Source organism: Klebsiella sp. JN_Kp127 (genome assembly GCF_040062505.1).
Taxonomy (GTDB): Bacteria; Pseudomonadota; Gammaproteobacteria; order Enterobacterales; family Enterobacteriaceae; genus Klebsiella; species Klebsiella quasipneumoniae.
The window spans coordinates 135,693-156,706 of sequence record NZ_JBEAHS010000003.1 but is presented as its reverse complement, the minus strand read 5'-3'; the positions used below and the strand labels follow the sequence as shown (position 1 = coordinate 156,706).

The window sequence follows — 21,014 nt, the reverse complement described above, 5'->3', positions numbered from 1 at the left end:
GGAGAACGTGAATGGACGCAAAGCTGTGTAAAGCAGATTTAAAGACGCCGCCTCGTCATCGACGATAGAGGATCGCCTGCGAATACCACTGGCCGGGTACCATGGTGTCATCGATCATGATGATGACGTAGTAATCGGCTTTGGCCGCTTCTGCTTTGGCCTTCAGCGCCGCTTCGACATCCATCGGCGAACCGTACATCAGTACGCTCACCGTGGCCATTTTCTGCAGGCCAGCCGTCTGGTTGCGCTGGATCTCCTGCGGATGGTCGGTGGCGGGCGGCGGGGCTTCCGGCGTTCCCTGCAGAGCGCTACACCCGCTGAGGACGATAGCCAGTAACCACGGACAAAACCTGCGCATAACCATATCTCGTTTCCTGATAGTGATAGTGTAGTGGTAGCCTTAACAGGATTTCCGGGGAATGTTCCCGAACTGTTATCTCTGACGCGATTTTCGAATGAAAATGTTGTGAAAGCGTAACCGGGTTCTCAACATTATGAATCGTAGCAAACGGGGTTGCCTGGTGAATGCATTTTCCCATGCCGCCTAACCACAATAGAGAAGGGAGACGATAAATGATTGCACTAGAAATGCGCAACCTCGGCGGTGGCGAAATTTTGCATGCCTGCCCGCAGGAGAGTCTGGATAAGCCACTGCCCTGTATCGTCTTTTATCATGGCTTTACCTCGTCAAAACTGGTTTACAGCTACTTTGCAGTGGCGCTGGCCCAGGCGGGTTTCCGGGTGATTATGCCGGACGCGCCGGAGCATGGCGCGCGCTATCACGGTGATGAGACCGGGCGGATGCAGCGCTTCTGGCCGATCCTGCAGCAGAATTTCAGAGAGTTTCCCGCGCTGCGCGAGGCGATTATCGCCGAAGGCTGGCTGGAAGGAGAGCGACTAGCGGTGGCGGGGGCGTCGATGGGGGGAATGACGGCCCTGGGTATCATGACGCATCATCCCGAGCTGAACAGCGTCGCCTGCCTGATGGGGTCGGGTTATTTTCGTTCGCTGTCGCAAACCCTGTTTCCCTCGCCTGGCTTTGATGGCGACAGCCTCAGCGAGTGGGATGTCAGTCATCAGCTGGCGTCGCTCGCCCGGCGGCCGCTGCTGCTCTGGCATGGCGATGCCGACGACGTGGTGCCGCCGGCAGAGACCTTCCGGCTTGAGCAGGCGCTCAGGCAGAGCGATCTTGCCGCCAGGCTGACCTGCGTCTGGCAGAAAGGCGTCCGCCATCGCATCACCCCGGAGGCGCTGGCCACGACGGTCGCCTTTTTCCAGCAGCATCTTTAAACGCGGATCACGCTGGCGTCCCTCCTCTGATACCGCTACCCATCTGGCGCTCTATCGCCGTTATCCCGGCCTTGGCGGGGTGGTGCATACCCATTCGACGCACGCTACCGCCTGGGCGCAGGCGGGGCTGGCGATCCCGGCGCTCGGCACCACCCATGCGGACTACTTTTTCGGTGATATCCCTTGCACCCGGGCGCTTAGCGCGCAGGAGGTGGATGAGGCCTACGAGCTGAACACCGGGAAGATGATTATCGAAACGCTGGGCGAGGCAAACCCGTTGCATATGCCGGGGATCGTCGTCTATCAGCACGGGCCGTTCTCCTGGGGGAAAGACGCCCACGAGGCGGTGCACAATGCGGTGGTGATGGAAGAGGTGGCGCGCATGGCGTGGATTGCCCGCGGCATTAATCCGCGGCTGCAGCCGATTGACAGCTGGCTGATGGAAAAACATTTTCTGCGTAAACACGGGCCGAACGCCTACTACGGGCAGAAGTAAACGACGCGCTCCGAGGCTTTCACCGTCACGGTGAAGCAACTGGTCTGGCCCCGGAGCCGTTTTTAGCCCTGACGATAAGCCGACGGCATAGCGCGCATGCCGATGAGCGTGACCACGCAAATTATCGCGCCAGCGTAAAACGTCGAAGCGGCGCCGAAGGTTTCCCACAGCACGCCTGCGCCGGTACTGGCCAGCAACAGCGCCAGGCCGCTCATCAGGTTGAACATACCGAACGCCGTGCCGCGTAGCGCCGGCGGCGCCGTATGGGCGACCATCGCCGCCAGCAGCCCCTGGGTCATCCCCATATGAATTCCCCACAGCGCGACCCCGACCAGCAGCGTGCTCCAGTGGGCGCTGAGGGCCAGCACGATATCGGCGAGGATCAGCACCAGCAGTCCCCACTGCAGCAGTTTGCTGTGGCTCATGCTGTCAGAGAGCTTGCCGAACGGGTAGGCCGTAACGCTGTAGACCAGGTTCATCGCCACCATTACCAGCGGAATGGTAAACAGCGGGATCTCCATCTGCTGGGCGCGCAGCACCAGAAAGGCTTCGCTGAAGCGGGCGAGGGTGAAGATGCTGCCGATGGCGACCACCCACCAGTAGGCGGCGGAGAGCTTTTGCAGATTTTCGCGCTTCAGCGGATTACTGCGTTGATGGTCGATGGCGGATTTTGGCTCCTGCAGGCCAAAACCCAGCAGGAGAATAGAGAGCACGGCGGGAATAACCGCCACCCAGAATATAGCGTGAAAATCGTTGGCCCAGATAAACATCAGCAGCACCGCCAGCAGCGGGCCGAGAAAGGCGCCAACGGTATCCAGCGCCTGACGTAGCCCGTAGGCGGCGCCGCGGATCTCCGGTGGGGTGACGTCGGCGACCAGCGCGTCGCGCGGCGCGCCGCGAATGCCTTTGCCTACGCGGTCGATCATGCGGGCGCTAAACACCACGCCGGCGGTCGGGGCGATGGCAAACAGCGGCTTGCTGAGCGCGCCCAGGCCGTAGCCCAGCAGCGCCAGCCCTTTGCGCTTACCGACGTAGTCGCTGATCGCGCCGGAGAAGATTTTCAGGATCAGGGCGGTGGCTTCCGCCAGCCCCTCGATAAGACCGATGATAATCACGCTGGCGCCGAGGGTGGTGGCCATAAACAGCGGTAAGAGACTGTGGATCATCTCGGACGACACATCCATCAGCAGGCTGACGCCGCCGAGTACCCAAACGCCTTTGGGGATGCGGCCTAAGGTGGCGAAACGCGGAACCATCAATCACTCCTGAATATCAAATGGCGAGTGGCTGATTAAATCAGGTTGCGATGACGCTGATAAGTTGGTTTATAAAATAATTCTCAATTGCGTTTAGCCGCTGGCCTTGCTTCGCCCCTCGCGAGGAGAGGCGAAGAATTGACCTGGCATTAGCGGTAAATCACCGCGCTGGCGCGAAGCGGGCCGTTGGTTTCGGGTTCGTGCATCAGGATGGGCTGAAAATATTTCGCCCCCTGCGCATCGCTCAGCTGGCTAAGGGCCTGTTCGGCCTCGTGCTCAGTGGCCATATTGTGATTGATATAGATAACGCCGAGGCTCTGCACATCGTCCATGTTGCGGGCCTGTCGTTCGGTGATTTGGATAGCTGCCAACGCGTTGGCGCTGAAGAAAAGCGCAGCCATCATGGCGATGATTTTCAGTTTCATATACTACGCTCCTGACTGACAGTCCTGACGCTGACTCGGGGCTCTCCTGTGGTCATTGGGTTTCTGATTTAAGTGTAATCGCTGATTGAACGGCGTATCGCGACCTTTTCTGATGCAGTTGTTCAAAAAAATGCCGCTTCCTTTGCTGGTTAATTTTAAATCACCCACTTAGCGCCACTTGGCGCTTAGTGCGAATTATTTGTGCAAATGCGCTTGTGTTCCTGGGGGGCCGCCATTAGAATGACGCGTCAATTTTTCAGCCGCCCTTTAACACGTTCCTTGCCTCCATGGGCCGCGGCTGACCCAGACAGGAGGCTGAATAATCCGTAAGGAGCAATTCGATGCGTCATTACGAAATCGTTTTTATGGTCCATCCTGACCAGAGCGAACAGGTTCCGGGCATGATCGAACGTTACACTGGTGCAATCACTGCAGCAGCAGGTACGATCCACCGTCTGGAAGACTGGGGCCGCCGTCAGCTGGCTTATCCGATCAACAAACTGCACAAAGCTCACTACGTTCTGCTGAACGTTGAAGCGCCGCAGGAAGCGATCGATGAGCTGGAAACTAACTTCCGCTTCAACGACGCCGTTATCCGCAGCATGGTAATGCGTACTAAGCACGCTGTTACCGAAGCATCTCCGATGGTTAAAGCGAAAGACGAGCGCCGTGAGCGTCGCGAAGATTTCGCCAACGAAACCGCAGATGATTCTGAAGCTGGGGATTCTGAAGAGTAATCCTGATGACCAACCGTCTGGAGCTGTCCGGCATTATTTGCAGGACTCCACTTCGTAAGGTCAGCCCGTCAGGAATTCCTCACTGCCAGTTCGTGCTTGAGCATCGTTCAGTGCAGGAGGAAGCCGGTTTTCACCGGCAGGCATGGTGTCAAATGCCCGTTATTATTAGCGGTCACGAGAACCAGGCCATTACTCACAGTATAACGGTCGGTAGCGCAGTAACCGTTCGAGGGTTCATCTCTTGCCATAAGGCAAAGAACGGCTTGAGCAAAATGGTTCTGCATGCCGAGCAGATTGAATTGATAGATTCTGGAGACTAGCCATATGGCACGTTATTTCCGTCGTCGCAAGTTCTGCCGTTTCACCGCGGAAGGCGTTCAAGAGATCGACTATAAAGATATCGCTACGCTGAAAAACTACATCACCGAAAGCGGTAAGATTGTCCCGAGCCGTATCACCGGTACCCGTGCAAAATACCAGCGTCAGCTGGCTCGCGCTATCAAACGCGCTCGCTACCTGTCCCTGCTGCCGTACACTGATCGTCATCAGTAATCGGTCACGGTCCATTAATACGACTTTGAGAGGATAAGGTAATGCAAGTTATTCTGCTTGATAAAGTAGCAAACCTGGGTAGCCTGGGTGATCAGGTTAACGTTAAAGCGGGCTATGCTCGTAACTTCCTGGTCCCGCAGGGTAAAGCTGTTCCTGCTACCAAGAAAAACGTTGAATTCTTCGAAGCACGTCGCGCTGAACTGGAAGCCAAACTGGCTGACGTTCTGGCAGCTGCTGAAGCTCGTGCTGCGCAGATCAACGCCCTGGAATCCGTAACCATCGCGTCTAAAGCTGGCGACGAAGGTAAACTGTTCGGTTCCATCGGTACTCGCGACATCGCTGACGCTGTCACTGCAGCAGGCGTTAAAGTTGCTAAGAGCGAAGTTCGCCTGCCGAACGGCGTTCTGCGTAACGTTGGCGAGCACGAAGTGGACTTCCAGGTTCACAGCGAAGTTTTCGCTAAAGTTATCATCAACGTGGTTGCTGAGTAATCGGCCTCTGACGTTCTGGTAACAACAAATCGCCGGCCTTGTGCCGGCGTTTTGCTTTTTAGCGCCTTTCATTTTGCGGCGGCGTAACGCTCGCTGTCGTCTTCGCTGCTAGCGCGCACGCACAAAGCTGCCGTTCGACTGGCGGGTAAACAGCACCTGCTGGCCGTTGCCGGTATCAATAGTGAGCCCGGTGACCACGCCGTTGGCGTTCTGCCGAATCTGCACCGTCTGTCCGCTCTGCAACGTGCTTAATGGTTTACCTGCGCCTTCAACCTGCGCCATGGCGTAAACGTCGGTGGCCGGCAGCCCATGATCGCGGAACAGCTGGGCCAGGGTTTTGCCTGACTCGATGCGATAGGTCCGCCATTGCTGCTCAATGCCCGGCGCGGACTGCTGCGATGAGGATTGATAGGGCTGGGAGGCGGCGGGCTGCTGCGTCTGCGCCTGATCCGGCTGCTCATCCTGAATCGGCTCCGGGGCGACCGGCGCCATCTGGTCGGCATCGCTCACGGTAGGCGTATTGGTGATCGGCGGCAGCGGAACGGCCTGATTGCCGCCAGCTTGCGGTTGGGACTGCGACTGCAGATTCAGGTTTGCTTCACGGCTGGTGGACGCCGGGTTTTGGCTATCGTCTGAGGGAAGCAGAATGCCGATAATCACCAACAGGAAGCCAGCGATAATTCCCCGGCGGTGCATCGGGGGCAGTGGGTCCAGGAGGCGAAAATGATCCGGGGCGTGCCAGATTTTCGCCAGGGTAGATGTCAGTTCAAAGCGCCCGGGCATGGCTTTCCTCCTGCTCCGCATATTTTTATCCTGCCTATGAGTATAGATGGCTAACGTCCTGATGACCGGAACAAAGTGAAGTTAACCTGATGCCGCCTATTGTTTCTTTTTCGCTGAGATTTGTCATCATCCGCCGACAAAGTTTTACCCATTTCGCTATGGCTGTTATGCTTCCGGACGCTTTTCTCTTGATGTTTATCACCCAAAAAAGGAACAAAGATGGCAACCCCAACTTTTGACACTATCGAAGCGCAGGCAAGTTACGGTATCGGCTTGCAGGTTGGACAACAGCTGAGCGAATCCGGCCTGCAGGGGCTGCTGCCGGAAGCGTTGGTGGCGGGTATCGCCGATGCGCTGGAAGGTAACCAGCCGCAGGTGCCGGTAGAAGCCGTCCACCGTGCGCTGCGTGAAATCCACGAGCGCGCCGACGCCGTGCGTCGCGAGCGTTTCCAGGCGATGGCCGCTGACGGCCAGAAATACCTTGATGAAAACCGCGAGAAAGAGGGTGTGAACAGCACCGAGTCCGGTCTGCAGTTCCGCGTGCTGACCCAGGGCGAAGGCCCGATCCCGGCCCGTACCGACCGCGTACGCGTGCACTACACCGGGAAACTGATCGACGGCACCGTCTTCGACAGCTCCGTCGCCCGCGGCGAACCGGCAGAGTTCCCGGTGACCGGCGTAATCGGCGGCTGGATTGAAGCGCTGACCCTGATGCCGGTAGGTTCCAAATGGGAACTGACCATCCCGCACAACCTGGCCTACGGCGAGCGCGGCGCTGGCGCGTCGATCCCTCCGTTCAGCACTCTGATCTTCGAAGTTGAACTGCTGGATATTATCTAAACAGCAGAGGCTTCCTCTTCCCCGGCGGCGGGGGAAGCCACAAAAATAGCGTAAAATCCTTAAGTTAAAAATTAATTGGAATTATGTTTTGCATTCATCGCGTATGGGTGTATTTTTGTGAGCTATTTCGCGTTAGATGAGTGATATAACACTCACTTTAAACATAAAATTAACATTATATCTAAATCATAGTATTCATCCCTCCGATTCTTACCTAATATCGACTAGCCCTTGCTGGGGTTAATGACAGACGACAGGCCATCAGAGCCTGAACAACACAGACAGGTACAACAGGAAGAAATCACATGGTAGATCAGGTTAAAGTCGCTGCTGTCGAGCAGGAGCCGACTGAACAATCGCTACGGCGAAATCTCACAAACCGACATATTCAGCTGATTGCAATTGGCGGGGCGATCGGCACTGGATTATTTATGGGTTCTGGCAAAACCATCAGCCTTGCCGGGCCATCCATTATTTTTGTTTATATGATTATCGGTTTTATGCTGTTTTTCGTTATGCGAGCCATGGGCGAATTACTGCTGTCGAACCTCGAATATAAATCCTTCAGCGACTTTGCGGCCGATCTGCTGGGCCCCTGGGCGGGCTACTTTACCGGCTGGACCTATTGGTTCTGCTGGGTGGTGACAGGGATGGCGGACGTGGTGGCGATCACCGCCTACGCGCAGTTCTGGTTTCCCGGACTCTCCGACTGGGTCGCGTCGCTGGCGGTGATCCTGCTGCTGCTGGGCCTGAACCTCGCCACCGTTAAAATGTTTGGCGAAATGGAGTTCTGGTTCGCGATGATCAAAATCGTCGCCATCGTGGCGCTGATCGTGGTCGGCCTGGTGATGGTCATGATGCATTTCAAATCGCCGACCGGCGTCGAAGCCTCTTTCGCGCATCTGTGGAATGACGGCGGCTGGTTCCCGAAAGGACTGAGCGGCTTCTTCGCCGGCTTCCAGATTGCGGTATTCGCCTTCGTGGGGATCGAGCTGGTCGGTACCACCGCGGCCGAAACCAAAGACCCGGAAAAATCCCTGCCGCGAGCGATTAACTCCATCCCGCTGCGTATCATTATGTTCTACGTCTTCGCGCTGATTGTGATTATGTCGGTGACGCCGTGGAGCTCCGTGGTGCCGAGCAAGAGCCCGTTCGTCGAGCTGTTCGTGCTGGTCGGTCTGCCGGCGGCGGCGAGCCTGATTAACTTCGTGGTGCTGACTTCCGCAGCCTCATCGGCCAACAGCGGTGTCTTCTCCACCAGCCGTATGCTGTTCGGTCTGGCGCAGGATGGTCAGGCGCCGAAGATGTTCGCCAAGCTGTCGAAGCGTGCGGTGCCGGCGAAGGGCTTAACCTTCTCCTGCATGTGCCTGCTGGGCGGTGTGGTGATGCTGATGGTCAACCCGAGCGTGATCGCCGCGTTCACCATGATCACCACGGTGTCGGCGATCCTGTTCATGTTCGTCTGGACCATCATCCTTTGCTCTTATCTGGTCTACCGTAAAAAGCGTCCGCAGCTGCACGAGAAGTCCAAATATAAGATGCCGCTGGGCAAATTAATGTGCTGGGTGTGCATGGCCTTCTTCGTCTTCGTACTGGTGCTGTTGACCCTCGAAGATGACACCCGTGAAGCGCTGATGGTCACCCCGCTGTGGTTCGTTCTGCTGGGTGCGGGCTGGCTGTTTGCCGGCAAAAAACGTCTGGCGAAATAAAAGAGCATTTTAACGTTGCTTGCAACGGACCGTCATAAAAAAGGCCACCCGGAGTGGCCAAATAAGACGGACAATGTCGAGGGCGCCTGCGGGCGCCTTTTTCGTTATTCTCCTGCGAGGGCACGCGGGAACAGCACGTTATTTTCCAGGCTGATGTGCTCCATCAGATCGTCAATCATCTCGTTGATACCGTTATACATCGCTTTCCAGGTGGTGCACGCTTCCGGCGGCGGCGTCACGTTATGGGTGATATGTTTGATCACCTCCAGCAGTTCACCCGCTTCGTCATGCTCGCTTTCCATCACGCTGATGGGGCCCCCGGCCTGGGCGCCCATCCCCTGTTTGATCATCGGGAACAGGATCTGCTCCTCTTTCATCATGTGGCTGGAGAGCTCCTGCTGCAGCATGGTCAGGTACTTCGTCAGCCCTTTCGGCACGTTCGGTTTATCGGCATGGACCCGTTCCACCTTGGTGGCCTGCAGGATCAGCTCCGGCAGCTGTTCGCGGTGCCGATCATGATAGCGAACGATGATATGGTCGATAATCTCCGCGAGAGGCGCCGCGCGCCAGTCGTGGGTGACGGGCTGCTCGGCCAGTTTCGCCAGCTCGGCTTCGATCACCGCGACATCCAGCGCTTTACGCGATGCGGCGCGCGCCAGCGTCTGTTTGCCGCCGCAGCAGTAGTCCATATCGTATTGACGGAACAGGGCGGAGGCGCGGGGGATGGTCAGCGCCAGCTCGCCTAAAGGTTGGTCACGGAAAGCCATAGCAGTTACCTCGTCATCAGGAATATAAGATGTATTTTAAATGCATCTTTATGGCGAGGGAATACCCCTTAAGAGGGCCCAGCTACTTTTTTTCGTGCGTCAGCGGTTGCAACGTCGGTTTGTCCGGCCTGGCGCGTACGGCGGAGACCACGCCGAGCACCAGCAGCAGGATACCGCTCAGGGTCAGCAGCGGTGGTAAACTTTGCCGCAACAGAAAGGTATACAGTAGCCCGGCCAGGGTTTCGAAAACGATAAGCGGCCCGAGGATCACCGTCGGCAACCGTTGACTGGCAATATTCCAGCACAGCGCGCCGACCCATGAGCAGAGCACCGCGATGGCCAGCATCAGCGTAATGAACACCGCCGGGCGCGGGCCGAAGGGCAGGGGGAACCCGGCCTGCTGACCGTGCAGCCAGGCGCAGGCGGCGAGATAACCGGCCAGCGAAACCGGAAGCGTCACCAGCGCCTGAGCGGTAGCCCACATCATCGGCGGTTGATGCGGATTCTCCCGCAGCCAGCGGGCGTTGCGCAGCGCATACCAGGCCCAGCAGACCACCGACCCCAGCGCCAGCGCAATGCCGGAGCCGTAGCGCCACGGACTAAAATCAGGCAAACCCTGGCGCAGTTCCGCGACGTTAACGCAGATCAGGCCGACGGCGATGCAGACCAGCGCTGGAAACAGGCGCCGCCACGGCAGCTTTCCGTCGCGCTGGCTGTAGAGCAGATTGGCGAAGACCGGCAATACCACCGGCAGCGTGCCGATAATCATGGTGGAGACCGGCGCCCCGGTGCGCTGAATGGCGCTGGCCAGACAGACGTAATAGATAAGATTTCCCATCATCGTCAGACCCAGCGCGGTCCACCAGTCGTTCCGGCTCAGTTGGCGCAAACGCGCGCGCCCGAGCCATGCCAGCGGCAGGGCGATCAGACCCAGCGCCAGATAGCGTCCCATCGACTGGAGCATCGCCGGATACTCGGGCACCAGCAAAGGCCCGACAAAGATTAATCCCCACATCAGCCCCGCCAGCAGGGCGTACAACACACCACTAATCATCATTGCATCCATTGTCATCACGGTTGTCTGCAGTGTAGAAGGAGGGCGGGCGGGAATATTGTATGAGATTGCGCATCAGCGCCTGGCGACCTGCTTCTGATAGCGTACCGGCGTAATGCCGTAACGCTGGGTGAAGGCGCGGGTCAGGTGAGACTGGTCGGTAAGGCCGACGGCTATCGCCACTTCGGCGGCGGGCATGCCGTGGGTGAGAAACGCCTTGGCGCGCCACAGGCGGATGGCCATCAACATCTGATGGGGCGTCACATGATAGTGGGCTTTAAACTGGCGCTGAAAGTGGTACGGGCTAAGCGCCGCCACCTGAGCCAACTCGTCGAGGGTGATGGGGCGCATATAGTTATCGTGCAGGTAGTCGCGCACGCGGTCGAAGCGATGTCCTGTCTCGCCCTGCGCCGAGGCATGGTGGGCCAGAGGGCGGAAGGTGTCGATGAGGTCGAGCAGCATTCCCTGCTGGGCCAGCGCATCGTCGCTGTGCCACAGGCCATATATTAGCTGGCCAATCCGCCGGGACCGCAGGGGATCCTCGCGGACCACCTCGCTGAACCACCAGTCGCGTACCCCGGTGATGGCCTCCAGACGGTCCGGCTCCAGATAAATCATCCGGTAGCGCCAGCCGTCGGCGGTTTCCGCTTCGCCGGTGTGCAGCTCGTCGGGATTCATGGTGACAATAGCGTTGGCGGCGGCGATATGCTGGCTGCCACGGTAGCGAAAGCGCTCGGCGCCTTGCTCAATCACGCCGATGCCGAAGGCTTCGTGAGTATGGGGTTCAAAGGCGTAGCGGGAGATATGGGCGTGGTAAAGCTCCACCCCGGGCAGCTGTTCGAGATGGCGAAAGCGCGCACGATCTTTTTCATCACTAAATTGGGGTGGTACGCCCTGCATGCCTGCCTCCCGACGGTTGATCTCTTCAATATGAGAGAGGAACCGCCGGGACGCAACCGCAAAAGCTGAGAGGGGCGGTTACAGAATGCCTTTCACGCTTTCGGCAAGGGAAGTGGTCGGACGGCCAATCAATGTACTCAGGGTGTGGCTGTCGTCAAACAGCCCGCCTTTCGAGGCGCCGACGTCGGAGTCCGCCAGCATATCCGCCAGACCCGCCGGCAGGCCGACGCTTTTCAGCGCGGCGGCGAAGTCGGCTTCGCTGAGGTTCTGATAGACCACGTTTTTCCCGCTGTGCGTGCTCAGCTCGGCAGCCAGGTCGCTCAGCGTCCAGGCGTTATCGCCCGCCAGTTCGTAAACTTTCCCTGCATGGCCTTCACCGGCGATAACGCGGGCGGCCGCGGCGGCATAATCCGCGCGGGTAGCGGAGGCAATTTTACCTTCGCCGGCGGCGCCGATAAACACGCCGTGCTCCAGCGCCGGCGGCGCGCTGGCCAGATAGTTTTCGGTATACCAGCCATTGCGCAGCAGGGCGTAAGCGATGCCAGAGTCGGCCAGCATCTGCTCGGTTTCAATATGCTCTGCGGCCAGGCCCAGCGGCGAAGTGTCGGCGTGCAGCAGGCTGGTATAGGCGATGAATGTCACCCCAGCGGCTTTGGCGGCGTTGATGACGTTGCGGTGCTGTACGGCACGCTGGCCGACTTCGCTGGAGGAGATTAACAGCAGTTTATTCACGCCCTGCAGCGCGGCGGTCAATGCCGCTTCGTCGCTATAGTCGGCCTGGCGGACGACGACGCCCTGCTGGCTGAGCGCCTGGGCTTTGGCCGGGTTGCGGACAATCGCCACAATCTGGCTGGCAGGAACGGTTTTAAGCAGGTCTTGCAGAACGTAGTGGCCAAGCTGGCCGGTGGCACCGGTAAGGGCGATCATGGGGCTTCTCCTTCGTGTTTATTGGCAGTTGTGGTAAGCTAACACCTTAACTAACTTTTAGTAAGTACGTACAAAAAGGTAAGTATGAAAATGGCCGAACCGACGCTGAGCGATAAACTGCGCAACGGCAATCTGTTTGCGGAACAGTGCCCGTCGCGCGATGTGCTTAAACATGTCACCAGCCGCTGGGGCGTGTTGATTCTGGTGGCGCTGCGCGAGGGGACCCATCGCTTCAGCGATCTGCGGCGCAAAATGGGCGGGGTCAGCGAAAAGATGCTGGCGCAGTCGCTGCAGGCCCTGGAGCAGGATGGTTTTATCGACCGCGTCTCTTATCCGGTGGTGCCGCCGCACGTTGAATATAGCCTGACGCCGCTCGGTCTGCAGGTGAGCGATAAGGTGGCCGCCCTGGCGGACTGGATCGAGGTTAATCTGCCCGCGGTGCTGGCGAGCCACGGGGAGTGAAAATGTATCACTCCCTGTAGCCCCGCCACCGGTGAGATGTACCCGGATAGCGGCTGGCGCCTTATCCGGGCTACCCGTCAGCTCCGGTTTGTAGCCCCGGTAAGCGCAGCGCCACCGGGGAACAGGCATTACTGACTCAAATCCAGCTGATAAATGGCGAAGCCGATATCATCGGCGGCCACCTGGCGCATCGGATACTGGGCTTTCTCTTTGATAAACGCCGCGGCTTTGTCGCCAGGCGAGGTCTCAAAACGAATATCCAGCGGCGTCTTACTGTGGATCGGCGCCAGGCGCCAGTTGTTATCCGCCGCCGGATGGATCGCGCCATCCTTCTTCGATTGCGCGGCGATCCACGCCGCCAGCACCGAACGGTTTTCATCCGGTGAGGCAAAGGCGATATGGCTTTCGCCGGTGCCGGCGAATTTACCGCCGTAAGCGCGATAGTTATTGGTGGCGACCAGGAAAGTGGCCTGCGGATCGACCGGTTTGCCATTGAAGGTCAGGCCCTTGATGCGCTCTGCCTGCGGATGGATCATCTGGCACTCGCCGTCGTAGCGGGCCGGCTGGCTGACGTCGATCTGGTAGTTCACCCCGTCAATCACATCGAAGTTATAGGTGCGGAAGCCGTCCCAGTTGATCAGCGACTGCGGCTTGCTGCTGGCCGGGTCTATCTGGTTAAACTGCCCGGCCGAGCACTCCAGCCACTCCTTGACCTCCTTCCCGCTGACCTTCATCACCACCAGGGTGTTGGGGTAGAGATAGAGGTCGGCGGCGTTGCGGAAGGTGAGCTGGCCTTTTTCCACTTCCACGAAGCTCGCCGGATCGTTTTTACGCCCGCCGACTTTAAACGGCGCGGCGGCGGAGAGCACCGGCAGTTTCGCCAGGTCCGGGTCGCCCTGAATGTAGTGTTCGACGTAGGCTTTTTGCGCCATGTTGACCACCTGCACCGTCGGGTCGTCCTGCACCAGCGCCAGATAGCTGTACATGTTGTCGGCGGACTTGCCGATCGGCTGACTGACGAACTCGCGAGTGGCGTCGTGATCGGCTTTCAACACCGCCACCAGCTTGCCGTCTTCCGCCGCCAGCGATTGCTTCGCCACCGCGTCGTAGATTGGCCGCGCTTCCGCTTTACTCTGAGTCACCTGCCATTTTCCGCTGTCGTTGTTCAGCACCAGATCGACCACCCCGAGGTGATCGCCCCACATTCCCGGCATTACCGCCGGCACGCCGTTCAGCGTCCCTCTGGCGATATCCGCGCCTTTAATGTTGGCGAAGTCTTTGCCGGGGAACACCGCGTGGGCGTGGCCGAACATGATGGCGTCAACGCCGGGCACCTGGCTTAAGTAGTAGACCGAGTTCTCGGCCATCGCCTGATACGGGTCGGCGGAGAGGCCGGAGTGCGCGACCACCACGACCACGTCAGCGCCTTTCGCCCGCATCTCCGGGATATATTTGCGCGCGGTTTCGGTAATGTCGTTGACCGTCACTTTGCCGCTAAGATTGGCTTTATCCCAGGTCATGATCTGCGGCGGCACAAAGCCGATATAGCCGATGCGCAGGGTATGGGATTGACCGTCGCTGTCCTGAACCGGGGTGTCCTGGATCAGGTAGGGGGTGAACATCGGTTTGCCGGTTTTGGCATCGATGATATTGGCGTTCACGTAGGGGAATTTCGCCCCGGCCAGCGCTTTGTGCAGGAAGTCGAGGCCGTAGTTGAATTCATGGTTGCCCAGGTTGCCGACGGCATAATTCAGGGTGTTCAACGCCTTATACACTGGATGAACATCGCCCTCTTTCAGCCCCCTGGCGGCCATGTAGTCGCCCAGCGGGCTCCCCTGGATCACATCCCCGTTATCCACCAGTACGCTGTTTTTCGCTTCTGCCCGCGCCTGTTCGATCAGGGTGGCGGTACGCACCAGGCCGAATTTCTCCGTGGCGGCATCTTTGTAATAGTCAAAGTCCATCATATTGCTGTGCAGATCGGTGGTTTCCATGATCCGCAGGTCGACCGTTGCGGCGCTGACGCTGGCGGCGATCAGCGTGGCCAGGAGCGTTGCGCTAAACTTAATCATCAGAGGCGTCCTTTTTTTATGAGCGATAGCACAGAAGAAAATGTATTTATATTCTGTTGCTTACAGAAATGTGAATCTTGCCAGAAAAGTGGGCAGCGAAACCGCCATCGTTATCACAGATAGCGGAACTTGCGGTGATGCGATATAAATAAAACAACGAGTTAACGCCACTGTAACCAGACGAGGTGGAGAATGTTAGAACAAGTATGTCAGCTTGCACGGAACGCGGGCGATGCCATCATGGAAGTTTACGATGGAAACCAACCGATCAACGTCGCCAGCAAGAAAGATGATTCTCCGGTCACGGCGGCGGATATCGCGGCGCATAAAGTCATTGTCAGCGGCCTGCAGGCGCTGGATGCCACCATTCCTGTTTTGTCGGAAGAGGACCCGCCGGCCTGGGAAGTGCGTCAGCACTGGCAGCGCTACTGGCTGGTCGACCCGCTGGACGGCACCAAAGAATTTATTAAGCGTAACGGCGAGTTCACCGTCAATATCGCGCTGATTGAAAACGGCAAGCCGACGCTGGGCGTGGTCTACGCGCCGGTGATGAAGGTGATGTACAGCGCGGAAAAAGGCAAAGCCTGGAAAGAAGAGTGCGGCGTGCGCAAGCAGATCCAGGTCCGCGATGCCCGTCCGCCGCTGGTGGTGATCAGCCGCTCCCATGGCAACGATCCGGAGCTGCAGGAGTACCTTGAGCAGCTGGGCGAGCACCAGACCACCTCTATCGGCTCCTCGCTGAAGTTCTGCCTGGTGGCGGAAGGTCAGGCCCAGCTCTATCCGCGCTTCGGGCCGACCAGCACCTGGGACACCGCCGCCGGCCATGCGGTCGCGGTCGCCGCCGGGGCGCATGTTCACGACTGGCAGGGGAAAACCCTCGACTACACGCCGCGTGAATCCTTCCTCAACCCCGGCTTCCGGGTCTCTATTTATTAAGCAGCTTACGCAGCAGGTCGATCACCTGCTGCACCTCCTGCTGGGTGAGCGCGCCGTCTTTGGCCCACTGTACGCGCCCGCTCTTATCCAGCACCACAATCGCGGAGCTCTTCTCGTCCAGCTGCCAGGCTTTCCGCACCAGCCCGTTGCTGTCGACGATAAATTGCGACCACGGGAAGAGCTGTTTATTACTCTCGATACTGTTGCGCACGAACATGCCGGTGCCCGGGATGGCATCGTCGGTATTGACAATGGTGGTGGTCTGATAGCGATCGTGTGGGAAGCTCGCCGCTTTAATCGCCTCGATCAGGTTGGCATTTTTCTCTTTTGCTGACGAGCGTCCAGCGATGTGCTGGATGACTCGCACTTTTCCCACCAGCTGCGAGCTATTCCAGTTTTTATAGCTAAACTTATCATTATCCAGAATAAGTTCGCCCCGATCCGCGACGCCGACCGGCGCCACGCGCTGGCCGTCGACAAAGTTATGCGCTGAGGCCAGCAGCGGGAAGAGGAGTAACGAGGCGGCCAGTATGCTACGTAGGGTCATGCGGAATCCTTAATCATTTTTGTGCAGGTGATCCGACCACTTGGTCTCGTTTAATGATAAGTGCGATTGGCGACGATTACCCGCAATGAGGATGCCAGTTTGCGTGTTGACGCACAAATTAGTCGAAAAACGGCGACTTATACTTACTTCATCGTATGTCCGAAACGAAAATTCTGAATTATTGTCATCAAACGGTAAATAAACTTATACACACTGGGTCCCTCTGAGATTCTGGACTATAGTTTTAGGGCATTAAAATTTGCGCTCCCGATACGTGGGCTAACTGTGGCACCACAGGAGCGTAACCCTGGCAGGAGAGAAGAATGAAAATTTTCCAACGCTACAATCCGCTGCAAGTGGCGAAGTACGTGAAGATCCTGTTTCGTGGACGGTTGTACATCAAGGACGTTGGCGCATTTGAATTTGATAAGGGCAAAATCCTTATCCCGAAGGTCAAGGACAAGCTGCATCTGTCAGTGATGTCCGAAGTCAATCGTCAGGTGTTGCGTCTGCAAACTGAGATGGCATAACCTGACACGTAGCAGTACGTAGTAGGTAAAAGACGGCTCCCGATGGGGGCCGTTGATGTTTTCAGCCCTTCATCTCCGCATAGCGTTTGCGATACTCCCCCGGTGGAATGCCGTTATGTTTACGAAACAAGCGGGTGAAATAGACCGGATCGCTGTAACCCACCGATAAGGCAATCTTGTTAAGCGGGAGTGTGGTGCTCTGAATGAGCCACCTGGCGCGGTTGATGCGCTGAGCTTCCCGCCAGGCGTAAACCGTCTGCCCCAGCTCATTTTTGAAAAGGTGCGCCAGACGTGAAGGAGAGATAAATACCATCGCCGCCAGGGTCTCGATTTTTACCTCTTGCGCGATATGGGCGTTAAGGTAGTCGCAGACGGCGTTAATTCGCGGATCGTGGGCGTGGCGGTTGCTGATGGGCTGTTGCTGAAAACAGCGGAGGATCAACCTTTCCAGGGCGTTCATCGCCAGCGCTTCCGACAGCGGCGCGGAGGCCGAGTGGTGGCGTATCACTTCATGGAACAGATCGCGCAGGTGCTGGAGCTGGTCGGGGTCAGCAACGGTCGTTTTGCCGATGCCGTGCGTGGTTTGGTCCCATTTTAGCCAGTCTATCCAGTAGGGGCGGGGAATAAAGTAGATCCAGAGATGGTCCCAATACTCGCTGTGTTCGTCTCTGCCGTAATGATGAGGCACGCCGGGGGGAAACAGCAGCAGATCGTTTTCCCGACACAGAAGAAAGCCATCGCCCGCTTTCGCCCGCGCCTGGCCACGCAGGGTCAGATTGATGATGTAACCTTTCATCCCCTGCGGACGATTAATGTAGTAGTCCAGTTTGGAGCCGCGGGTTATCGGCGTGAAGCCCGCGACAACCCAGGCATTGAAGGTAAAGGTTTTCATCAATGGCGAGAAATTGAGTAGCTCATTGATATCAAGTTCCATTCTCTCTCCCACCTGAGCGTCGCAGCGTCATTACCTTTCGATGATAGTAAATTCCCATGCCCTGAGGCGCAACGGCTGGCCGCTGCGCACTGTTTCCCCGCTCAGCAGGTCGTTCCCCGCCGTTTCGCTACCGAAATCGAGCGTCTCGCCAGAGTAATTGAACAGGAAGTGGATGGTTTTCCCGGCGCGATTACGCATCTTTTTGACCACTAATGGGTAGCGATAGGCGGAAGTGCGCGAGCGCAATGCGAGATCGGCAGTGAGTACATCAAACAGCTGGCTAATCAATCGCTTCTGCGGCAGGAAGCCAACGTACATCGATCGTCCCCGGCCATAATCCGCTTCGGTGGCGGCCGCGTACTCGCCCCATGCCGGATGCTGATAGCGCAGCAGAGTGCGGGTCCCGGCATCGGGCGTCAGCAGCTCCATCCACAGCTCCGCCTGATTGTCGTTGCGGCAATCAATATCCGCGCAGCATGAGCTTACCGTTGTCCCTTCCGGCAGGGTGAACTGGCTGTAGCTGACGCCGCAGCTCTGCCGCAGGATCCCAGGCTGCGCGCTGCGGCGCACTTTGACGTTTTCATCGCTAAAGCCCGATTTAAAGCCGATAAGCGCTCTGCCGCCCTCGGCGATATAGTGGTTGATACGCGCCAGCAGGCCATCATCGGCAGCGTACAGGCCGGGAACGATCAGCACCCGGTAGCGAGAAGTCTCCTCGTTGACGTCGTGGATGATATCGAGGCTGATATTGTGGTCATACAGCGCATCGTGGAAGCGGCGGAAAATATCGTTATAAATATTGCCCTCGGCGTCGCCGGGGCGGAACTGGTTAAGGGCGTCCATTGCCTCATTGCTTATCAGCAGCGCAACGTCGTTTTCGGCCTTCAGCTCCGCCAGCTGCGGCGACAGGCGGGCAAAGTCAGCCCCGATAGTGGTGGCCTCCTGCCAGGTCGGATTACGCGAGAAGTCGTGGCTGAGCAGCCCCTTCCAGTAGGTTTCGAAGGCGTTATGAATTGAATGCCAATGCCAGTAGGAAACCATGGCGGCGCCGGAGGCGATATGGCTGAACGCCTGCAGGCGCAGCTGGCCCGGGAAGGGAGTCCACTGGGCGAAACCCTGCGCCTGCGTTTCCAGCACGAAGTAGTTCTGGCCCGGCTTAAGCGAGCGGGTGATGGCGCCGCCGAAGGCGATTTCCCGCCCGGTCAGGTGCGCCTGGCTCGGGTGATAGATATCAACACCGGCGATATCCAGTGCCTGCGCTGCCACAAAATGGTCGACCCGCGGCTGCACGCCGTAAGAGTAACCGCGCCATTCAAAATCGAAGTTGTGGGTGACGAACTGGTGCGGCTGGGCGTACTCGCGCACGATCTCCGCCTGCCAGGCCAGATACTCGGTGACCTGCTGGCGCTGATAACGGAAAAAGGCGCAGGCGAGGCTGGCGTTGATGGTATTTTCCACCGGCGGAAAATCCTGCCAGCGGTCAATGCGGTTGCTCCAGTAATCCAGACCGAAATCGTGATTCAGCTGCCGGAGGTCAGGATATTTCTCCTGCAGGCTGCGCACAAAGCCCTCCTGCATATAGCGGCCGATATTGTCGTAATGCTTGGTTTCGTTATCCAGTTGCCAGCCGATAATTGCCGGATGGTGCTGCACATGCGCCATCAGCGTGCGGATAATTTTTTCGGCATAGCGGCGAAAGGTCGGGTTGACGATATCCATGATCTGCCGCGGGCCATACTTTTGCTGCCCTGTGACGGTGGTGACCAGAATATCGGGATGTTTCGCCGCCAGCCAGGCCGGGACCGCGTAGGTCGGCGTCCCGACGATGACCGCGATGCCGGCCTCATGCATCGCCGCCAGCACCCGGTCGATATGGTAGAAATTGTACTGGCCCTCTTCGGGCTCCAGCGTACTCCATGTGGACTCGGCGATACGCACCACGTTAATGCCAGTTTCGCGCATTAAGGCAATATCCTTGGCCAGCCGATCTTCCGGCATATATTCATCGTAATACGCCACGCCATAAAATAACTGAGACATGCAGACTACCTCCTGACATTAATTCGCGGGCACAGGTTGTGAAGAGAACACGCGCGCTTTATCCAGCGTGATAAACGAAATGAGCGTGAAGCACAGGGCGATACTTCCCAGCACGATATAGCTGCTGGTAAAGCCCATTCTCTGGTACATATGGCCGATGCCGGTGGAGAGGAAAATAGAGCTAAAGCTTTTTGAAAACTGAAAGCCAATTAAGTAAACCGTCGCTGAAAGCAGGGGGTTAAAGTTAGCGGTAATATATTTAAGCGCCGCGACGAGTAACACCGAGCTTTCAAATCCATGGAGAAGTTTAATCAGGCTGATGGATATCGGGCCAATAGCCCACGCGGAACCGATAATGCGCAAGCTCATAATCAGCCCGCAGTATAACAGCGCATTTTTGGGGCCGATTTTATTCACAAACCACGGCGCAAAGAACATGACGACGGCATCAAGGAAAATCTGTCCTGTCGTTAAATAACCGAAGACTTCTGCGCCCCGGGCTTTACTCTCAAAAAAGTGGCTGTAGTAGATAGCGAACTGCTGGTCATAGGTTTCATAGACCGCGCCCACGCCAATCACATAGAGCGCGAAGAACCAGAATTTTTTAATTTTCAGCAGCGAGGCGGCATCGCGGAGGGTGACCGGAGACGTTTTGCCAGACAGTAGCCCCTGCTGCTGATGGGTGCTGATCTGCATTTTCCAGACAATCACCAGCAGGCAGACACCTGCCGCGCTGGCCAGCCAGAAAATCATGTTCTGATCGATGCCGTAGAGCTTTCCTGCCGCAAAGGTGCCGATCGCGGCGCCGATGCCGCCAAACATCCTCGCCCGACCAAATTCGAAGCCGGAGGCGCGGCTGACCTTATCGATGTAGGCTTCGCAAATCCCGCAGCCTGCGCCGTAGGCCATGCCAATATAGAGGCCGCCAGCCAGTGCGCCGAGGAACACATTTATTTTTAACAGAGGCGCGAAGACATAGATCCAGTATGGGGCGAATAAGGTGATAATGATCGCCAGCATCCACATCAAATTCTTACGATACACCAGCTTATCCGATATAAAACCGAATAATGGCTGAACGCAGACGGCCACAATGGCGGTGAAAGAATAAACCAGACCGACGTCCGTGTAGTTAATACCGATGGTTTCCGTTAACCACAGTGATAAATAGGGGTAGCAGCATCCCCAGCCTATAAAGAAAAACAGGAAAAACAGACAGCTGATAAAGTAATTTTTATTCGACGTTATCATGGTAACCCTCGCTTC

23 protein-coding genes and 1 pseudogene are annotated in these 21,014 nt (G+C 57.4%); 11 read left to right on the top strand and 13 right to left on the bottom strand.

Annotated features, from left to right (window positions below):
* Nucleotides 1-55: 55 nt before the first annotated feature.
* Nucleotides 56-364: a biofilm peroxide resistance protein BsmA gene (bsmA, locus tag ABLV04_RS02545; protein WP_023291718.1), complete on the bottom strand. Its 309-nt coding sequence runs from the start codon at nucleotides 362-364 to the stop codon at nucleotides 56-58.
* Between the two features lie 209 nt (nucleotides 365-573).
* On the opposite strand from bsmA, the gene yjfP reads away from it, so the two are divergent.
* Nucleotides 574-1,290, top strand: a complete 717-nt coding sequence (gene yjfP / locus ABLV04_RS02540; protein ID WP_023291719.1) for an esterase — start codon at nucleotides 574-576, stop codon at nucleotides 1,288-1,290.
* A gap of 10 nt (nucleotides 1,291-1,300) precedes the next feature.
* Nucleotides 1,301-1,786, top strand: a pseudogene (locus ABLV04_RS02535) (L-ribulose-5-phosphate 4-epimerase); the annotation flags it as partial.
* Between the two features lie 62 nt (nucleotides 1,787-1,848).
* Here the strand turns inward: ABLV04_RS02535 and ABLV04_RS02530 are convergent.
* Together ABLV04_RS02530 and ABLV04_RS02525 are read right to left on the bottom strand one after the other, a co-directional pair.
* Nucleotides 1,849-3,042, bottom strand: a complete 1,194-nt coding sequence (locus ABLV04_RS02530; RefSeq protein ID WP_023291728.1) for an MFS transporter — start codon at nucleotides 3,040-3,042, stop codon at nucleotides 1,849-1,851.
* 149 nt (nucleotides 3,043-3,191) lie between these two features.
* Nucleotides 3,192-3,467, bottom strand: coding sequence for a DUF1471 domain-containing protein (locus tag ABLV04_RS02525; protein ID WP_004206463.1), 276 nt, complete (start codon nucleotides 3,465-3,467; stop codon nucleotides 3,192-3,194).
* A 341-nt stretch (nucleotides 3,468-3,808) separates the two neighbouring features.
* Between ABLV04_RS02525 and rpsF the strand changes: the two genes are divergently transcribed.
* The 4 genes from rpsF to rplI are packed head-to-tail and all read left to right on the top strand — an operon-like array spanning nucleotide 3,809 to nucleotide 5,247.
* Nucleotides 3,809-4,204, top strand: coding sequence for a 30S ribosomal protein S6 (rpsF, locus tag ABLV04_RS02520; protein WP_008807174.1), 396 nt, complete (start codon nucleotides 3,809-3,811; stop codon nucleotides 4,202-4,204).
* 5 nt (nucleotides 4,205-4,209) lie between these two features.
* A complete protein-coding gene (gene priB, locus ABLV04_RS02515; RefSeq protein ID WP_002885722.1) occupies nucleotides 4,210-4,524 on the top strand; it encodes a primosomal replication protein N in 315 nt (104 codons plus the stop codon).
* A 4-nt stretch (nucleotides 4,525-4,528) separates the two neighbouring features.
* On the top strand, nucleotides 4,529-4,756 hold the full coding sequence (gene rpsR, locus ABLV04_RS02510; RefSeq protein WP_000135199.1) for a 30S ribosomal protein S18: 228 nt from the start codon (nucleotides 4,529-4,531) through the stop codon (nucleotides 4,754-4,756).
* A gap of 41 nt (nucleotides 4,757-4,797) precedes the next feature.
* Nucleotides 4,798-5,247: a 50S ribosomal protein L9 gene (rplI, locus tag ABLV04_RS02505; protein WP_004206464.1), complete on the top strand. Its 450-nt coding sequence runs from the start codon at nucleotides 4,798-4,800 to the stop codon at nucleotides 5,245-5,247.
* A gap of 108 nt (nucleotides 5,248-5,355) precedes the next feature.
* Here the strand turns inward: rplI and ABLV04_RS02500 are convergent, their stop codons facing one another.
* Entirely contained in the window at nucleotides 5,356-6,030 is a 675-nt protein-coding gene (locus tag ABLV04_RS02500; protein ID WP_023291729.1) for a LysM-like peptidoglycan-binding domain-containing protein, read from the bottom strand.
* A gap of 219 nt (nucleotides 6,031-6,249) precedes the next feature.
* Between ABLV04_RS02500 and fklB the strand changes: the two genes are divergently transcribed.
* Both fklB and cycA read left to right on the top strand, forming a co-directional pair.
* Nucleotides 6,250-6,870, top strand: a complete 621-nt coding sequence (gene fklB / locus ABLV04_RS02495) for an FKBP-type peptidyl-prolyl cis-trans isomerase (RefSeq protein ID WP_002886687.1) — start codon at nucleotides 6,250-6,252, stop codon at nucleotides 6,868-6,870.
* 305 nt (nucleotides 6,871-7,175) lie between these two features.
* The gene (cycA, locus tag ABLV04_RS02490) at nucleotides 7,176-8,579 is read left to right on the top strand and encodes a D-serine/D-alanine/glycine transporter (RefSeq protein WP_023291730.1); all 1,404 of its coding nucleotides are present in this window, start codon (nucleotides 7,176-7,178) and stop codon (nucleotides 8,577-8,579) included.
* Nucleotides 8,580-8,683: 104 nt separating this feature from the next.
* On the opposite strand, the gene ytfE is transcribed toward cycA, so the two are convergent.
* The 4 genes from ytfE to ABLV04_RS02470 form a co-directional block, all read right to left on the bottom strand.
* Nucleotides 8,684-9,346: an iron-sulfur cluster repair protein YtfE gene (ytfE, locus tag ABLV04_RS02485; protein WP_032454637.1), complete on the bottom strand. Its 663-nt coding sequence runs from the start codon at nucleotides 9,344-9,346 to the stop codon at nucleotides 8,684-8,686.
* A gap of 82 nt (nucleotides 9,347-9,428) precedes the next feature.
* On the bottom strand, nucleotides 9,429-10,400 hold the full coding sequence (locus ABLV04_RS02480) for a DMT family transporter (RefSeq protein ID WP_044525189.1): 972 nt from the start codon (nucleotides 10,398-10,400) through the stop codon (nucleotides 9,429-9,431).
* A 75-nt stretch (nucleotides 10,401-10,475) separates the two neighbouring features.
* Nucleotides 10,476-11,300 carry an AraC family transcriptional regulator gene (locus ABLV04_RS02475; RefSeq protein ID WP_023291733.1) on the bottom strand — a complete coding sequence of 275 codons (825 nt, stop codon included), beginning with the start codon at nucleotides 11,298-11,300 and terminating at the stop codon, nucleotides 10,476-10,478.
* Between the two features lie 78 nt (nucleotides 11,301-11,378).
* Complete coding sequence (locus tag ABLV04_RS02470; RefSeq protein ID WP_048296478.1) at nucleotides 11,379-12,227, bottom strand: SDR family oxidoreductase; 849 nt, start codon at nucleotides 12,225-12,227, stop codon at nucleotides 11,379-11,381.
* 90 nt (nucleotides 12,228-12,317) lie between these two features.
* Between ABLV04_RS02470 and ABLV04_RS02465 the strand changes: the two genes are divergently transcribed.
* The gene (locus tag ABLV04_RS02465; protein WP_032429258.1) at nucleotides 12,318-12,689 is read left to right on the top strand and encodes a helix-turn-helix domain-containing protein; all 372 of its coding nucleotides are present in this window, start codon (nucleotides 12,318-12,320) and stop codon (nucleotides 12,687-12,689) included.
* Nucleotides 12,690-12,817: 128 nt separating this feature from the next.
* Here ABLV04_RS02465 and cpdB read toward each other — a convergent pair whose 3' ends face one another.
* On the bottom strand, nucleotides 12,818-14,761 hold the full coding sequence (cpdB, locus tag ABLV04_RS02460; RefSeq protein ID WP_348815308.1) for a 2',3'-cyclic-nucleotide 2'-phosphodiesterase: 1,944 nt from the start codon (nucleotides 14,759-14,761) through the stop codon (nucleotides 12,818-12,820).
* Nucleotides 14,762-14,953: 192 nt separating this feature from the next.
* Between cpdB and cysQ the strand changes: the two genes are divergently transcribed.
* Nucleotides 14,954-15,697: a 3'(2'),5'-bisphosphate nucleotidase CysQ gene (gene cysQ, locus ABLV04_RS02455; RefSeq protein WP_023291737.1), complete on the top strand. Its 744-nt coding sequence runs from the start codon at nucleotides 14,954-14,956 to the stop codon at nucleotides 15,695-15,697.
* Here cysQ and ABLV04_RS02450 read toward each other — a convergent pair.
* The gene (locus ABLV04_RS02450; protein ID WP_023291738.1) at nucleotides 15,687-16,244 is read right to left on the bottom strand and encodes a YtfJ family protein; all 558 of its coding nucleotides are present in this window, start codon (nucleotides 16,242-16,244) and stop codon (nucleotides 15,687-15,689) included. The two genes, cysQ and ABLV04_RS02450, sit on opposite strands and share 11 nt — an antisense overlap.
* 323 nt (nucleotides 16,245-16,567) lie before the next feature.
* Between ABLV04_RS02450 and ABLV04_RS02445 the strand changes: the two genes are divergently transcribed.
* On the top strand, nucleotides 16,568-16,774 hold the full coding sequence (locus ABLV04_RS02445) for a DUF1107 domain-containing protein (RefSeq protein WP_002886707.1): 207 nt from the start codon (nucleotides 16,568-16,570) through the stop codon (nucleotides 16,772-16,774).
* 61 nt (nucleotides 16,775-16,835) lie between these two features.
* Here ABLV04_RS02445 and araC read toward each other — a convergent pair whose 3' ends face one another.
* The 3 genes from araC to ABLV04_RS02430 are packed head-to-tail and all read right to left on the bottom strand — an operon-like array spanning nucleotide 16,836 to nucleotide 20,999.
* Nucleotides 16,836-17,708 carry an arabinose operon transcriptional regulator AraC gene (araC, locus tag ABLV04_RS02440; RefSeq protein ID WP_023291739.1) on the bottom strand — a complete coding sequence of 291 codons (873 nt, stop codon included), beginning with the start codon at nucleotides 17,706-17,708 and terminating at the stop codon, nucleotides 16,836-16,838.
* A 30-nt stretch (nucleotides 17,709-17,738) separates the two neighbouring features.
* Nucleotides 17,739-19,748, bottom strand: a complete 2,010-nt coding sequence (locus ABLV04_RS02435; RefSeq protein ID WP_180266220.1) for a beta-galactosidase — start codon at nucleotides 19,746-19,748, stop codon at nucleotides 17,739-17,741.
* 18 nt (nucleotides 19,749-19,766) lie between these two features.
* Nucleotides 19,767-20,999: an oligosaccharide MFS transporter gene (locus ABLV04_RS02430; protein ID WP_032454642.1), complete on the bottom strand. Its 1,233-nt coding sequence runs from the start codon at nucleotides 20,997-20,999 to the stop codon at nucleotides 19,767-19,769.
* Nucleotides 21,000-21,014 lie beyond the last annotated feature (15 nt).

Coding starts and splice junctions, on each gene's coding strand:
- ABLV04_RS02530 (WP_023291728.1), bottom strand. CDS start 3,042: ATGGTTCCGCGTTTCGCCACCTTAGGCCGCATCCCCAAAGGCGTTTGG.
- bsmA (WP_023291718.1), bottom strand. CDS start 364: ATGGTTATGCGCAGGTTTTGTCCGTGGTTACTGGCTATCGTCCTCAGC.
- ABLV04_RS02525 (WP_004206463.1), bottom strand. CDS start 3,467: ATGAAACTGAAAATCATCGCCATGATGGCTGCGCTTTTCTTCAGCGCC.
- rplI (WP_004206464.1), top strand. CDS start 4,798: ATGCAAGTTATTCTGCTTGATAAAGTAGCAAACCTGGGTAGCCTGGGT.
- ABLV04_RS02465 (WP_032429258.1), top strand. CDS start 12,318: ATGGCCGAACCGACGCTGAGCGATAAACTGCGCAACGGCAATCTGTTT.
- cpdB (WP_348815308.1), bottom strand. CDS start 14,761: ATGATTAAGTTTAGCGCAACGCTCCTGGCCACGCTGATCGCCGCCAGC.
- ABLV04_RS02470 (WP_048296478.1), bottom strand. CDS start 12,227: ATGATCGCCCTTACCGGTGCCACCGGCCAGCTTGGCCACTACGTTCTG.
- ABLV04_RS02450 (WP_023291738.1), bottom strand. CDS start 16,244: ATGACCCTACGTAGCATACTGGCCGCCTCGTTACTCCTCTTCCCGCTG.
- yjfP (WP_023291719.1), top strand. CDS start 574: ATGATTGCACTAGAAATGCGCAACCTCGGCGGTGGCGAAATTTTGCAT.
- ABLV04_RS02435 (WP_180266220.1), bottom strand. CDS start 19,748: ATGTCTCAGTTATTTTATGGCGTGGCGTATTACGATGAATATATGCCG.
- ABLV04_RS02500 (WP_023291729.1), bottom strand. CDS start 6,030: ATGCCCGGGCGCTTTGAACTGACATCTACCCTGGCGAAAATCTGGCAC.
- priB (WP_002885722.1), top strand. CDS start 4,210: ATGACCAACCGTCTGGAGCTGTCCGGCATTATTTGCAGGACTCCACTT.
- ABLV04_RS02480 (WP_044525189.1), bottom strand. CDS start 10,400: ATGATTAGTGGTGTGTTGTACGCCCTGCTGGCGGGGCTGATGTGGGGA.
- rpsF (WP_008807174.1), top strand. CDS start 3,809: ATGCGTCATTACGAAATCGTTTTTATGGTCCATCCTGACCAGAGCGAA.
- araC (WP_023291739.1), bottom strand. CDS start 17,708: ATGGAACTTGATATCAATGAGCTACTCAATTTCTCGCCATTGATGAAA.
- cysQ (WP_023291737.1), top strand. CDS start 14,954: ATGTTAGAACAAGTATGTCAGCTTGCACGGAACGCGGGCGATGCCATC.
- cycA (WP_023291730.1), top strand. CDS start 7,176: ATGGTAGATCAGGTTAAAGTCGCTGCTGTCGAGCAGGAGCCGACTGAA.
- ABLV04_RS02430 (WP_032454642.1), bottom strand. CDS start 20,999: ATGATAACGTCGAATAAAAATTACTTTATCAGCTGTCTGTTTTTCCTG.
- fklB (WP_002886687.1), top strand. CDS start 6,250: ATGGCAACCCCAACTTTTGACACTATCGAAGCGCAGGCAAGTTACGGT.
- ABLV04_RS02445 (WP_002886707.1), top strand. CDS start 16,568: ATGAAAATTTTCCAACGCTACAATCCGCTGCAAGTGGCGAAGTACGTG.
- ABLV04_RS02475 (WP_023291733.1), bottom strand. CDS start 11,300: ATGCAGGGCGTACCACCCCAATTTAGTGATGAAAAAGATCGTGCGCGC.
- rpsR (WP_000135199.1), top strand. CDS start 4,529: ATGGCACGTTATTTCCGTCGTCGCAAGTTCTGCCGTTTCACCGCGGAA.
- ytfE (WP_032454637.1), bottom strand. CDS start 9,346: ATGGCTTTCCGTGACCAACCTTTAGGCGAGCTGGCGCTGACCATCCCC.